General features: G+C 71.7%; 13 protein-coding genes. 5 read left to right on the top strand and 8 right to left on the bottom strand.

All coding sequences use genetic code 11. The annotated features are described in order from the left end of the window. Positions 1-153: 153 nt before the first annotated feature. Positions 154-624: a MarR family winged helix-turn-helix transcriptional regulator gene (locus tag B9O00_RS17945; RefSeq protein WP_085124077.1), complete on the top strand. Its 471-nt coding sequence runs from the start codon at positions 154-156 to the stop codon at positions 622-624. An 8-nt stretch (positions 625-632) separates the two neighbouring features. Here B9O00_RS17945 and B9O00_RS17950 read toward each other — a convergent pair whose 3' ends face one another. Next, on the bottom strand, positions 633-1,763 hold the full coding sequence (locus tag B9O00_RS17950; protein WP_085124078.1) for an NAD-dependent epimerase/dehydratase family protein: 1,131 nt from the start codon (positions 1,761-1,763) through the stop codon (positions 633-635). A 69-nt stretch (positions 1,764-1,832) separates the two neighbouring features. On the opposite strand from B9O00_RS17950, the gene B9O00_RS17955 reads away from it, so the two are divergent. After that, positions 1,833-2,870, top strand: coding sequence for a sulfotransferase family protein (locus B9O00_RS17955; protein ID WP_085124079.1), 1,038 nt, complete (start codon positions 1,833-1,835; stop codon positions 2,868-2,870). A gap of 24 nt (positions 2,871-2,894) precedes the next feature. On the opposite strand, the gene B9O00_RS17960 is transcribed toward B9O00_RS17955, so the two are convergent. The 3 genes from B9O00_RS17960 to B9O00_RS17970 all read right to left on the bottom strand — a co-directional run bounded on the left by B9O00_RS17960 (position 2,895) and on the right by B9O00_RS17970 (position 5,356). Further along, a complete protein-coding gene (locus B9O00_RS17960) occupies positions 2,895-4,049 on the bottom strand; it encodes an oxygenase MpaB family protein (RefSeq protein ID WP_085124080.1) in 1,155 nt (384 codons plus the stop codon). A 214-nt stretch (positions 4,050-4,263) separates the two neighbouring features. Next, on the bottom strand, positions 4,264-4,986 hold the full coding sequence (locus tag B9O00_RS17965; protein WP_085124081.1) for an LrgB family protein: 723 nt from the start codon (positions 4,984-4,986) through the stop codon (positions 4,264-4,266). Between the two features lie 7 nt (positions 4,987-4,993). Then, positions 4,994-5,356 (bottom strand): CidA/LrgA family protein, encoded by a 363-nt coding sequence (locus tag B9O00_RS17970; protein WP_085124082.1) that lies wholly within the window; start codon positions 5,354-5,356, stop codon positions 4,994-4,996. A gap of 61 nt (positions 5,357-5,417) precedes the next feature. Between B9O00_RS17970 and B9O00_RS17975 the strand changes: the two genes are divergently transcribed. Further along, positions 5,418-6,371, top strand: coding sequence for a DMT family transporter (locus B9O00_RS17975; protein ID WP_085124083.1), 954 nt, complete (start codon positions 5,418-5,420; stop codon positions 6,369-6,371). Positions 6,372-6,481: 110 nt separating this feature from the next. On the opposite strand, the gene B9O00_RS17980 is transcribed toward B9O00_RS17975, so the two are convergent. After that, on the bottom strand, positions 6,482-7,591 hold the full coding sequence (locus B9O00_RS17980; RefSeq protein WP_085124084.1) for a mandelate racemase/muconate lactonizing enzyme family protein: 1,110 nt from the start codon (positions 7,589-7,591) through the stop codon (positions 6,482-6,484). A gap of 174 nt (positions 7,592-7,765) precedes the next feature. Here B9O00_RS17980 and B9O00_RS17985 point away from each other — a divergent pair, with 174 nt between their 5' ends. Both B9O00_RS17985 and sbmA read left to right on the top strand, forming a co-directional pair. Next, the gene (locus tag B9O00_RS17985) at positions 7,766-8,917 is read left to right on the top strand and encodes an iron-containing alcohol dehydrogenase (RefSeq protein WP_159460248.1); all 1,152 of its coding nucleotides are present in this window, start codon (positions 7,766-7,768) and stop codon (positions 8,915-8,917) included. A 206-nt stretch (positions 8,918-9,123) separates the two neighbouring features. Then, positions 9,124-10,392 carry a peptide antibiotic transporter SbmA gene (gene sbmA / locus B9O00_RS17990; protein WP_085124086.1) on the top strand — a complete coding sequence of 423 codons (1,269 nt, stop codon included), beginning with the start codon at positions 9,124-9,126 and terminating at the stop codon, positions 10,390-10,392. Positions 10,393-10,399: 7 nt separating this feature from the next. Here sbmA and B9O00_RS17995 read toward each other — a convergent pair whose 3' ends face one another. From B9O00_RS17995 to B9O00_RS18005, 3 genes are all read right to left on the bottom strand, one after another. Continuing rightward, entirely contained in the window at positions 10,400-10,927 is a 528-nt protein-coding gene (locus tag B9O00_RS17995) for an OsmC family protein (RefSeq protein ID WP_085124087.1), read from the bottom strand. 104 nt (positions 10,928-11,031) lie between these two features. Continuing rightward, entirely contained in the window at positions 11,032-12,015 is a 984-nt protein-coding gene (locus B9O00_RS18000; RefSeq protein ID WP_085124088.1) for an endonuclease/exonuclease/phosphatase family protein, read from the bottom strand. A 22-nt stretch (positions 12,016-12,037) separates the two neighbouring features. Beyond that, positions 12,038-13,264 (bottom strand): acyl-CoA dehydrogenase, encoded by a 1,227-nt coding sequence (locus B9O00_RS18005; RefSeq protein WP_085124089.1) that lies wholly within the window; start codon positions 13,262-13,264, stop codon positions 12,038-12,040. Positions 13,265-13,407 lie beyond the last annotated feature (143 nt).

A 13,407-nucleotide genomic window follows, 5' to 3' on the forward strand; every position in this document is an offset into this window, starting at 1 on the left:
ACGATCCGCATCGGCCGGCTGTGCGGGTGTGGCCGATGCAATCATGGGCAGAATTGCCGCGCCCCAGTGCTTAAGTCTCTCTTAATGCCTCTGCGGCCATCTTTCGCGTCAACTTTGCTGCGAATGCTCCACATCCGCCAGGGGACCGGAACGATGAAGACGAGCTATCTCCAGACCATCCAGCTGGTCGAGCGGCTGCACCGGCAGTGTCTCGAGCTGGTCAAGGCGGAGCTCGAGCGCCTGGCGATCCGCGATCTCAACAACGTCCAGGCGCTGATCCTCTTCAACATCGGCGAGGAGGAGCTGACGGTCGGCGAGCTGACCCAGCGCGGCTACTACCTGGGCTCCAACGTCTCCTACAACGTCAAGAAGCTGGTCGAGAACGGCTACCTGATCCAGCAGCGCTCGCTGCACGATCGCCGCTCGTTCCACGTCAAGGCGAGCGAGCGCGGCGTCGCCGTCTACCGCCATCTCTCGGCCCTGTTCGAGCGCCACGTCGCCGAGATGCCGGACGCCGGCTTCTCCCCCGAGATGCTCAACGACGCCGGCCGCGTCCTGGCCCGCCTGCTGCGCTTCTGGTCAGCCCCGGGCTCGGTGCGCGCGCCGATGACCGACGCGGCCTGAGGCCGGCTTCACCGGCCGGCCGGGCGCGGGCGCTCGACGACGAGGCCGTCGTCGAGGAGCTGCCGGAAATGATCGACGACGGCCTGCCCGGCAGGCCGGAAAGCCATGCCCAGCTCACGTTCCGCGCGTCCGCTGTCGAAGGCCAGCGGATAGCCGACGTTGCGCGAGACGAAGGCCTGGCTGACCCCCGTGAGCGGGGCGAGCAGCCGCACGAACGGCGTCGGCAGGATCCGCGGCGGAAAGGCATAGCCGGATCCGAAGGCGTCGCGCAGGATGCGGCCGATCTCCAGGAGGCTCAGCGTCCCGGCGACCAGCAGGTGGCGGCCGGCGGCGCTGCTGCCCAGGCCGGCGCGCAGGTGCGCCTCGGCGACGTCGCGCACGTCGACGATGCCGAACTCCAGTGCGGGCACACCGAGGCGGTAGAGGCCGCTGGCGAAGTCGCGCAGGATCGACACGCTCTCCGAACCGGCGTGGCGGCTCAGCGCGGGGCCCAGCACCAGTCCGGGGTTCAGGGTCACCAGGTCCCAGCGGTCCTGACTCTCCGAGACCTGCCACGCCAGGCGCTCGGCCGCGGCCTTGGCGTAGGAGTAGGGCTGGTGGCGCTCGGTGCTGCTGGTGTTCCAGCAGCGCTCGTCGAAGCGCCCGGCATCGGTCGCCGCCAGGTCGCAGGCGTCGCCGTAGACGGCGGCGACGCTGGAGGTCAGCACGACGCGGCGGACCGAGGCCGTGCGGTTCGCCGCATCGAGCACGTTGCGGGTTCCTTCGATCGCCGGCTCGATGACCTGGCGCCGGGGATTGCGGAGGCTGCGAGCGATGAAGGGCGAGGCCGTGTGGAAGACCAGGTGGCAGCCGGCCATCGCTGCGTCGAAGCTGCCCGGCGCCAGCAGGTCGGCGGCGCTCAGCGACAGCCGCCCGGGGGCCTCACCGGCCGCGCGCCGGAGGTGCTCCGTCTTCCGCGTGTCCGCGGGATCGCGCACCGTACCGCGCACCTCGCAGCCCCGTTCGAGCAGGCGCTTGACCAGCCAGGAGGCAAGGTAGCCGTTCGCGCCGGTAACCAGCACCGGCCCGCTCGCCAGCCCCCGCTCGTCGGCCTCCCGGTCGCTGGCGGCTGTGCCGGACTCCGCCGTCTTGCCACCCATCGGGTTTACCCTTCCTGTGTGAGAAATCCAGGCTAGTCTGCCGGCAGCCGACAGCCGGGGGTAAGTGTCTTGGCCGCACCGATCTTCATCGTTTCGACGGGCCGCTGCGGTTCGACCATGCTCTCGAACATGGTCCGATGCCATCGCTCCCTGCTGAGCATATCGGAGTTCTTCACCTCCCTCGGCGCCTACGCGTTTCGCGGCGGGGTCATGACCGGCGCGGCGGTGGCCCGGCGACTCGGCACGCTCTCGCCCGCCGGCCGGGCGTTGCTGGAGAACGGCCTGCACGTCGACGAATTCCTGTATCCGCTGGGTCCCGGCGCGCGCTACGGCGCGGGCGAGGTGCCGCCGATCCTCTGCACGACGCTGCCCCACCTCACCGAGGACCACGAGCGGCTGTGGGACGAGCTCGCCGCGGCGCTGAGCGGCCGCGGCAGCGCCCCGCTTGGCGAGCACTACCGCTTCGTCTTCGACTGGCTGGCCGAGCGCTTCGGCCGCAGCGTCTGGCTGGAGCGCTCCGGCGCCTCGCTGCTGTTCGTGCCGACCTTGGCCCGGCTCTATCCGGACGCCCGCTTCGTGCACATCTACCGGGACGGCCGCGACACCGCGCTGTCGATGCGGCGCCACCATTTCTTCCGGCTCCGGGTCCAGATGGCGGAGCTGCTGCACCGCGTCGGCCTCGACCCGATGGCGCCGTTCAATGTGCCGGGCACGAGCCCCTGGGTGCCGGCGGCGGAGCGCCTGCGGTTCGGCTTCTTCGACGCGGAGCGCTACCGCCGCATGGAGATCCCGTTGCCCGCCTTCGGGCGGTTCTGGAGCGAGATGATCGAGCGCGGGCTCGGCTATCTGGCGGCCCTGCCGGAGGAGCGCGTGCTGTCGCTGCGCTATGAGGACGTCGTCGCCGAGCCGGAGGCCGAGCTGCGCCGCTTCATCCGGTTCGTCGGGCCGGACCTCGAGGCCGACTCCTGGCTGGCCGAGGTCTCGGCGCTGCCGAACGCGAAGGCACCGGCCTGGCAGAGCCTCGAAGCCTCGGAGCTCGCGGCGCTCGAGCGGGCCTGCAGCCCCGGGCAGCGGCTGCTCGGCTATCTGCCGGCCGGCGGCGCGTGACTGCCGCGGCGGCTGCGGTCGTTCTCAGTAGGGCGGCCGGTCGCCGACCAGCGGCGCCAGGTCGTAGTCGCTCGCTTCCAGCCAGAAGCCGACGCCGGTGTAGCGGCTCACGGCGGGCGGCACCAGGAAGGGCGCCCATTCCAGCAGGCGGACCAGCACCGCGAGGGCCGAGCAGAGCAGGCGGTGGCGCTGCGGCGGGTAGCCGAGCCCGTCGGCCAGGGAATCGCCGAGCAGGTGGCGCGAGATGCGGTAGGTGAGTGACTTGAAGCGGCGGGCCAGCCAGGGGTTCTCGATGCCCAGGTACTCGGGCCCCGCGTCGAACATCGCCTGGCACAGCCGGCGCGAGGTCGCGTCCGGGTCGCATTCCACGCTCGAGGCGATCTCGATCAGCCGCAGCGCCTCCTCCTCGGAGGTGTAGACCAGCTCCGGATCGATGCCGAAGAGATGGCCGACGTAGCGCCAGGTCAGCAGCACGCCTTCGACCTCCGCGCGGCTGAAGCGGACGCCGAGCTTCTGCAGGCCGCGCAGGACGTGGAACGAGAAGTAGACCGTGTTCAGCGCCATGTGCGCCTGATTGAGCGGCAGCCCCCAGGCCTCGACGTCCCACTCGCCGGACTGCAGCAGCCGGCGCCGCGTCCGGGCGTGCATCAGCCGCACGAGGACGGCGATCTTGAAGCCGTCGGACTGGCGCCTCAGGCCGTCGGGCATGAAGGTCTCGATGACGAAGCGCGAGGTCTGGGCGTAGCGGTGTGCCGTGTGGTCGAGCAGCGCGCCGGTCATCGCCAGCGGCTTGTTCGCCGATGCCAGATAGCTGTGCGGCAGCGCGTAGCAGGCGAAGGCGAAGCCGGTCAGCAGGCCGCTGCGGAGGATCTTCCGGCTGCCGAAGCGCATGCGGCGCCAGTCGACCCAGAAGGGCACGTGGTCGAGCTCCCTGAACAGCGCCAGCAGCGGGGCCGGGGGATCCTCCACGGCCTCGATGCCGTGGTCGATTGCCCGGACTACCATGGCCATGCCCTGGCCGCGCGGCAGTGTTTCGAAGAGCTCGACCAGCGCGTCGGCCGTCGGGTCCCCGAGCTGCAGGTGCCGGAGGTACTGGTCGACCGCGCTGCCGTGCCGGGCGCGGGCCGCCGCGATTCGTTCCGGGGACAGAGGCGCTGGCGAAGACGTCGCTGTGAACATCGATACTGGCCGCTCCCTGCCCCGACCTCGCTGAAGGCGGTCCCGTCATGGCGGTCCGGGACATGTCGCGCAAGCCCCAACGCCAGCGAAGGCTTCCTGCCGCCGGCCGTGCCGGGTGGCGGCGAAGGCTCGCTCGGTGGCGTCGCCGCCATCTTTCGGGCCGGGGCGCCGGCTCTTCGCGGGGCGCCCGACTGCCGTCCCGCGGCGTCGGGAATCAGCCGAAGACCAGGCGGATCAGCAGCGGCAGCAGGGCCGCCGTCGCCAGGGCGTTGAGCCCCATGGCGAGGCCGGAGAAGGCGCCGGCGACCTCGTTGACCTGCAGCGCCCGGGCGGTGCCGATGCCGTGGGCGGTGACGCCCATGGCGAAGCCGCGCGCCTTCCAGTCCCTGATGCGCAACAGGTTGAGCGTGTGCGGCGCCAGCACGGCGCCGGCGATGCCGGTCAGGATGACCAGCACCGCGGTCAGCGAGGGCAGGCCGCCGATCTGCTGCGAGATGCCCATGGCGACCGGCGTGGTCACCGACTTCGGCGCCAGCGACAGGAGCGTCTCCAGGCTGCCGCCCAGCGCCCAGGCGATGCCGACCGCCGAGCCGGCTGCGGTCAGCGAGCCGGCGACCAGCGCGACCAGCAGCGGCAGGGCGTGGCGCCGGACCTGGCGGAACTGCCGGTAGAGCGGCACGGCCAGGGCGACGGTGGCGGGCCCGAGCAGGAAGTGCACGAACTGCGCGCCCTGGAAATAGGTCGGGTAGTCGGTCCCGGTCGCCATCAGCAGGCCGACCAGCAGCACGACGGCGATCAGCACCGGATTGACCAGCGGATTCAGGCGCGCCCGGCGGTACAGCCAGTCGCCGATCAGGTAGGCGGCCAGGGTCACGGTCAGGCCGACCAGCGGCGTCTCGGCGAGGTAGACCCAGATGCGCCAGAGCTGCGTGTCCATGCTGGCGCTACTCCTCGGCCTCGCCCGCCTTGTGGAGCAGGCGGGTCATGCCCTGCAGCACCAGGGCGGTGACCGCGACGGTCAGCAGGGCGCTGCCGATCAGGGCGGCGCCGATCGGCAGCCACTCGCGCTCGACCAGCGCCAGGTGAGTCATCACGCCGACGCCGGCCGGCACGAAGAGCAGCGAGAGGTTGCGCAGCAGGGCGCCGGCGGTCTCGGTCAGGGGCGCCGGGATCTCGCCGCGCAGGGCGAGGCCGAGGAACAGCAGCGCCATGCCGACGACCGGTCCGGGCAGCGGCAGGCCGGTCAGGCGCACCGCGATCTCGCCGGCGAGCTGGCAGAGCAGCAGCAGGGTCAGGCTTCCGAGCATCGCAGGCTGGCCTCCTCGACGGCTTCCGGTGGCGACGCCGACATGCTAACGCCTGTCCGCCATGCCCGACAGCGCCCCCCGCCAGCCGCCCGCCGCCGCCGCCGCCCATCCCGCGGCGGAGCACAGCCGGACGCTGGCCGGCATCCTGCTGCTGCTCGGCGCGATGATGCTGGTGCCGATGATGGACGGCCTGGCCAAGCACCTCAGCGCCCACTACGCCACGGTGCAGATCGTCTGGGCGCGCTACTTCTTCCATCTCGCCTTCCTGCTGCCGATCGTGCTCTGGCGCTACGGCCGGGCGGTGCTGCGGCCGAACCGGCCGGTCGCCCAGGTGCTGCGCGGCGGCCTGCTGCTCGGCTCGACCGTGCTGTTCTTCGCCGCGATCCGCTCGATGCCCCTGGCCGACGCCATCGCCCTGGTCTTCGTCTATCCCTTCATCGTCACCGCCCTCTCGCCGCTGCTGCTCGGCGAGAAGGTCGGCATCCGGCGCTGGTCGGCGGTGCTGGTCGGCTTCGCCGGCGCCCTCATCGTGATCCGGCCCGGCCTCGGCGTCTTCCAGTGGAGCGCGCTGCTGGCGCTGGGCGGCGGCTCGGTCTACGCGCTCTACGTCATGGCGACGCGCAAGCTCGCCGGCTCGAATCCGCCGCTGGTGACCCTGGCCTATACGGCGCTGCTCGGCGCGGTCGTGATGTCCGCCGTGGCGCCCCTGGAGTGGGTGGCGCCGCGCCCGCTCGACTGGGCGCTGATGGCGCTGATGGGCGCGATCGCGGCGGGCGGGCACTTCCTGGTCATCAGGGCCTACGAGTGCGCGCCGGCCAGCCTGCTGTCGCCCTACGGCTACAGCGAGATCGTCATGGCGACGCTCGTCGGCTTCGTCGGCTTCGGCGACTTCCCCGACTCGGTCACCTGGCTGGGCGTCGCGGTGATCGTCGCGAGCGGCGTCTACATCGCGCTGCGCGAGCGCCAGCGGCACCTGCCGCCGGCCACGGGCGGCAAGCGGGACCAGCGCCTGTAGGGAGCAGCGCGCTTCCACATCCCTCGACAAGCTCGGGATGAAGCAGGTTCCCGAGCCAGCACAGACAGTCGCTTCGTCCCGAGCTCGTCGAGGGGCGTGGGAGAGCCGCTCTACCCGACCCGCGTCTCGGCCAGGCGCCTCTCGTCGAGCTCCAGGCCGAAGCCGGGGCCCTCGGGCAGGACCAGCCAGCCCTGGCTGTCGGGGACCAGCGGGTCGACCAGCGGAAAGTCGCGGCGCTCGGGCGTCCAGCTCGGCGGGTCGAAGGGGAACTCGAAGAAGCTCGAGCCGGCGGCGCCGGCCGCCAGGTGCGCGTTGGCCATCAGGCCGATGCCGTTGCCCCAGCTGTGCGGCGTGAACTCCAGGCCGGCGTCGACCGCCTGGCGGGCCAGCTGGGCCAGGCCGAAGATGCCGCCGGTGACGACGCAGTCGGGCTGCAGCACGTCGAGGCAGCGCTTCTCGACCAGCAGGCGCAGCTCGTGCAGCTCGCGGGTCATCTCGCCGCCGGCGATGCGCAGGTCGACCTCCTCGCGCAGCAGGCGCATGCCCTCGTAGTCGCCGCGGTGCAGCGGCTCCTCCATCCAGTAGACGTCGAGCTCCTCGAGCTCGCGGGCGACGGCCAGGGCCTCCTTGAGGCTCCAGGGCCGCTTGGCGTCCCAGGGCATGCGCCAGCCCTGGTTGCAGTCGACCATCAGCTCCAGGCCGTCGCCGACCGCGTCGCGCACCGCCGCCAGGGCCTCGATGTCCTCGGCCCAGTCCGCGCGCTGGAAGCGGATCTTCATCGCCGGGAAGCCCTCCTCGACGATCAGCTGGGCGAGGTCGGCGAGCTCGCCGGGCGCGCGCAGGCTGCCGGAGGAGGCATAGCAGCGCACCTTGTTGCTGCGTCCGCCGAGCAGGCGCCAGACCGGCTCGCCTGTATAGAGCCCGTAGAGGTCCCAGAGCGCGTTCTCCAGCGGCCAGCAGCGCCCGTAGTGGAACGACAGGTTCTCGACGATGCGGAAGTGGCGGTCGAGGTCACGCGGGTCCTCGCCGAGGAACAACTCCTCGTGGCCGGCAAAGCCGGCCATGGAATCGCCCGAGCCGACGCCGACCAGGCCCTCGTCGGTGTGCACGCGCACCAGGTCGACGTCGAAGTGGTGGCGCGCCCGGCTGTCCCAGGACGGCTTGAACGGCGGGTCGAGCGGCAGGCGATGGACCGAGCGTTCGATGCTGGTGATCTTCATGGGCGGGTGACCTTCATGACCGATCGGCCCTCCGATGGCGCGGCTGCGACGGCCGGCACAGTGGGCTGCGCTTTCAGGAGCGTCAATGGCGAGAATCGGCAAGACGCCGCCGGCCCGTCCTGGCTAACGTCCGCGCCTGCCGATCGTTTCACCGCTGACGGAGCCGCCCTGTCCATGTTCGCCGACCTCGACCTGCCGCGCGGTCCCGCCCTGATCTCCGGCGCCGGCAGCCTGGCCCGCCTGGGCCCGTGCCTGGCCGGCCGCCTGCCGCGCGGCGGCGCCGTGCTGCTGGTGTCGGATCCCGGCGTGAAGCCGCTCGCCGAGCGGGTCGAGGCGGTGCTGGCCGAGGCCGGCCTCGCGACCGGCCGCTTCGACGGCCTGGCCAGCGACCCGACCGCGGCGCAGGTGGAGGCCGCGGCCGCGGCTGCCCGGGCGCTCGGCGCCGCCGCGGTGGTCGGCCTGGGGGGCGGCTCTGCGCTCGACGTCGCCAAGCTGGCCGCCTGCGTCGCGCCGGGCCGGCGCCGCGCCGCCGACTACGCCCTGGCCGCCAATCCCTTTCCGGCGGGCAGCCTGCCGGCGGTGCTGATCCCGACCACGGCCGGCACCGGCTCCGAGGCGACGCGCACGGCGATCATGACCCTCGACGACGGCGCGAAGGTCTGGGCCTGGGGCGAGGAGATGACCGCCGAGATCGCGCTGCTCGATCCCGAGCTGACCGTCGGCCTGCCGCCGCACCTGACCGCGGCGACCGGCATCGACGCCCTGGTCCACGCCGTCGAGGCGGCGACCAACCGCAACCGCCACCCGCTCGGCCAGGCGCCGGCCCTGGAGGCGATCGCCCTGGTCGCCCGGCACCTGCCGACCGCGGTCGCCGAGCCCGGCAACCTGGAGGCGCGCGGTGCCGTGCAGCTCGCCGCCTGGCTGGCCGGCCGGGCGATCGACGTCTCCGGCACCGGCATCGCCCACGCGATCGGCCACGCCCTCGGCGCGCTCGGCCATGTCCACCACGGCCGCGCGGTCGGGCTGTGCCTCGGCGTCGCGCTGGCCGACAACGCCGCGGCGGCCTGGGACGCGCACCGCGACGTCGCGATCGCCCTCGGCCTGACCCGCGAGCAGGACTGGACGCCCGGCCGGTTGTCCGCCGCCTACGACGCCCTGGTCGACAGGGTCGGCCTCGACCGCCGGCTGGTCCACCCGCGGCTCGATCCCGGGAGCCTGCTGGCCGAGACCCTGAAGCCGGAGAACCGGCCGATGCTGGCCGCCAACTGCCGCGCCTATTCCGAGGCCGAGCTGGGCGGCTTCTGCCGCCGGCTGCTCGCGGCGTGATCCCGCAATTGTGCGGGATGACGAAGATTTAACGTGCCATAAGCAGGCTCTCGGCCAGTTAAAGAAGCCGCGCGGTCCTTCTTCCGCGACACAGCCGTTCCACGGTCCGCCGTGTCCTTCCGCCGCCGTCGGCGCGCCGCCTCCGCGAGGCTGCGCCGCCGGGCCGGCCCGGGCGACGGCGGCCTCAGCGACGAGGGCAGCCCGCCGTGTTCGCCTCCTTCTTCCCGAAGCCGAAGGTCTTCTTCCCCTCGATCGTGGCCTGGGCCGCGCTCTGCATGGCGCTCTGGTTCCTCTGGCTGCGCGACCTCGGGCCGACGCTCAGCCTCGGCAACTGGGTCGGCTTCGCCTATCCGGCGACCCACACCGGACAGAATACCGTCGCCTCGGCGCGCGAGCTGGCCCACGACTTCTGGCTCTACGAGTACATGATCGTCGCCAGCGCCATCTTCTCGGCGCTGTGGGGCCGCCTGTCGCCGCACCGCTGGTTCTGGTGGTCGGTCGTGGTGACCGCGGTGATCATCTTCATCACCTGGTTCCAGGTCCAGCTGGACGTGATGATCAACGAGTGGTTCGGCAGCTTCTACAACGCGGTGCAGAAGGCGCTGGGCACGCCGGGCAGCGTCACGCTGGCCGAGTTCTTCGGCCTGCTGGCGACCTTTGCGACCATCGCCCTGGTCTACATCACCGTCGCCGTGATGACCCGCTTCCTGGTCAGCCACTATATCTTCCGCTGGCGCACGGCGATGAACGACTACTACACGGCCCACTGGCAGAGGCTGCGCCACATCGAGGGCGCCTCGCAGCGCGTCCAGGAAGACACGATGCGCTTCGCCTCGGTCATGGAGGACCTGGGCGTCAGCCTGGTCGACTCCTTCATGACGCTGATGGCCTTCCTGCCGATTCTCTGGGGCCTGTCCGCCTACGTGAAGGAGCTGCCGCTGGTCGGGGCCGTGCCGCAGGCGCTGGTCTTCGTCGCGATCGTCTGGTCGGTCATCGGCACCAGCCTCCTGGCGCTTGCCGGCTTCCGCCTGCCGGGCCTCTACTTCCGCAACCAGCGGGTCGAGGCCGCCTACCGCAAGGAGCTGGTGCTCGGTGAGGACCATGCCGACCGGGCCCAGCCGCCGACCCTGGGCATGCTGTTCGCCGACGTCCGGCACAACTACTTCCGGCTCTACTTCCACTACATGTACTTCAACGTCGTGCGCTACGCCTACCTGCAGGCCGGCGTCCTGGTGCCCTACGTGGCACTGGCGCCGACCATCGTCTCGGGCGCGATCACGCTTGGCGTCATGCAACAGATCGTCCGCGCCTTCGGGCGCGTCGAGACCTCGTTCCAGTACCTCGTGATGTCCTGGACGACGATCGTCGAGCTGCTGTCGATCTACAAGCGCCTGCGCGCCTTCGAGGCGACGCTCGACAACGAGCCGCTGCCGGACATCGAGCGGGAGGTGCTGCCCTCGCGCGGTACCTCCTGAGCGGCGGCTACTCGGCCGCGGCGCTCTTCGCCGGTGTCATCGAGACGGTCACCGGCGGCGCGGTCCGGATCGTCTGGTAGATCACGCAGTAGCGCTCGGTCAGCTTGAGCAGCGTGTCGAGCTGCTCCTGGCTGGCGTCGCTATCCAGCTCGAAGCCGAGGCGGATCTCGCGGAAGCCGACCGGCGCCGTCTTGTCGACGCCGAGGGTGCCGCGGACGTCGAGGTCGCCTTCGGCGGTGACCTTGCCGTCGCGCAGCTCGATGCCGAGCGCCGTCGCGACGGCGCGCAGCGTGACGCCGGCGCAGGCGACCAGCGCCTCCAGCAGCATGTCCCCGGAGCAGGCCTCCAGGCCCGAGCCGCCGGTCGCCGGGTGCAGCCCGGCCTCGACCAGGGCGCGGCCGGTGTCGACCCGGCAGACGATCGAGGAGTCGTCGATGGCGCCCGAGGCCTTCAGGGTCACGACCGCGGCCTCCGGGTCTTCCTTGTAGCGCGCCTTCAGCGGCTGCTGGGTCGCGCGCAGTTCGTCGGCGTTCATGGCTGTCTCGTTCCTCCGCTCCGGGGCGTGCCGGTCCGCCCTCTTGGCGGCCACTCTGGTCGAAGCGCCGGGCCGGGGAAAGGGCCGGGGACGGCGCCGGCCGGTCACGGTATCGCGAGGGCCGCCTTCAGCCCGCGGTGGTCGCTGCCCGGGATCTCGACGACCTGCAGCGACTCGACCTTGACCGAGGGCGTGTGCAGGACATGGTCGATCGGGATGCCGAGGTCGCCGAGCGGCGAGGGCCAGCTGGCGTACCAGCCGCGCGACGGCCGGGCGCGCTCCAGGCCGTCCTCGTCGATCAGCCGGCGCAGCGCCGGCGTCCAGGGGGCGGCGTTGAAGTCGCCGGCCATCACGGTCGGCATCGGCCGCGCGCGGGTCCACTGGCCGAGCGACGCGAAGATGCCGTTGCGAGTCTCCAGGACCTTCGGGGTCGAGGGGCGGGGCGCATGCAGGCCGAAGAGGTGCAGCGAGCGCCCCTGGACGTCGAGCGTGACGTCCAGCACCGAGCCGTTCGCCAGCCAGCGCAGCTCGGCGGGGTCGAGGTGCAGCGGATAGCGGCTCCAGATCACCGTCGAGGTGCCGGCCCACCACCTGTCCGGCGTGCGGTAGGGATAGCGGGCGCGCAGCCGCTGGGTCACGGCCTTCCAGGACGGGATCACCTCGGCCAGGACCAGGACGTCGGCGTCGGTCGCGAGCAGCGCGTCGACCATCTCGTCCGGCGTCCGGTTCTTGTAGTAGACGTTGGCCGAGACCAGCGTCAGCCGGGCCGGCGCCGCGGCGGGCGCGTCGGGACGCGCCGGGTGGGCGGCCGTCGCCCCGGCGATCGGGAAGCCGCTGAGCCGGCCCCAGTCGTCGGCGATGGTCATGCCGAGCACCGGGCTGCCGAGCAGCACGCCGACCAGCAGCGCGGCCAGCGCCTCGCGCCGGCGGCCCTGCAGCAGCGCCGCCGCCAGGCAGCCGATCGCGAGCAGCGTCCACTGTGCCCGGAAATGCTGCGCCAGGTCGGCCAGCCACAGCCGGTCCGCCGCGGTCAGGAAGACCGCGAGGGCCAGCAGGGCCAGGATCGACAGGCGCAGCAGACCGGTCATCGCCGGGGCGGGCCCTGCGGTCTCAGCCGAAGGCCTGCAGGCCGGTCTGCGCCCGGCCCAGGATCAGCGCATGGACGTCGTGGGTGCCCTCGTAGGTGTTGACCGCCTCGAGGTTCATGACGTGGCGGATGACGTGATACTCGTCGGAGATGCCGTTGCCGCCGTGCATGTCGCGGGCCACGCGCGCGATGTCGAGCGCCTTGCCGCAGGCGTTGCGCTTCACCAGGCTGATCGCCTCGGGCATCAGCTTGCCCTCGTCCATCAGGCGGCCGACGCGCAGCGCCGACTGCAGCGAGAGCGTGATCTCGGTCTGCATGTCGGCCAGCTTCTTCTGGATCAGCTGGGTCGCCGCCAGCGGCTTGCCGAACATCTTCCGGTCGAGGGTGTACTGGCGGGCGGCGTGCCAGCAGAACTCGGCGGCGCCCATGGCGCCCCAGGAGATGCCGAAGCGGGCCCGGTTGAGGCAGCCGAACGGCCCGGCGAGGCCGTCGATGTTCGGCAGCAGGTTCTCCTCCGGCACGAAGACGTCGTCCATGACGATCTCGCCGGTGATCGAGGCGCGCAGCGCGAACTTGCCCTCGATCTTCGGTGCGCTCAGCCCCTTCATGCCCTTCTCGAGCAGGAAGCCGCGGATCCGGTCGTCATGGGCCTCGGACTTGGCCCAGACGACGAAGACGTCGGCGATCGGCGAGTTGGTGATCCAGATCTTCGCGCCCTTGAGGAGGAAGCCGCCGTCGGCCTTCTTCGCGTAGGTCCGCATCGAGGCCGGGTCCGACCCGGCGTCGGGCTCGGTCAGGCCGAAGCAGCCGACCCACTCGCCGGTCGCCAGTTTCGGCAGGAACTTCCGGCGCTGCTCCTCGCTGCCGTAGGCGTAGATCGGGTGCATGACCAGCGAGGACTGCACCGACATGGCCGAGCGGTAGCCGCTGTCGACCCGCTCGATCTCGCGCGCGACCAGGCCGTAGGAGACGTAGTTGACGCCGGCGCAGCCGTAGGTCTCGGGGATCGTCGGGCCGAGCAGGCCGAGGCTGCCGAGCTCGTTCATGATCTCGCGGTCGAAGTGCTCATGGCGGTTGGCCTCCAGCACCCGCGGCATCAGCTGCTCCTGGGCGTAGGAGCGCGCGGTGTCGCGGATCATCCGCTCGTCCTCGCTGAGCTGCTCCTCGAGCAGCAGCGGGTCGTCCCACTGGAAGCGGGTCGCCCTGTCGGACTTGACCGGGGACTTGGAGGTGGATTCGACGGCACTCATCGGGGGCTGCTCCGAAGTTTCTGTTGCTGTGTTGTCGCAGCGCAGCATAGCGCCCTGCCGTCCCGGTCGAAAGCGCCGCTGTTGCAACCCGGCCAGCCGCCCGGCTTGCCGCTGGCCACCGGTCTGGGCATTCTGGCGGCCCC

Origin of the sequence: Tistlia consotensis USBA 355 (assembly GCF_900177295.1) — a bacterium.
Classification (GTDB): domain Bacteria; phylum Pseudomonadota; class Alphaproteobacteria; order Kiloniellales; family DSM-21159; genus Tistlia; species Tistlia consotensis.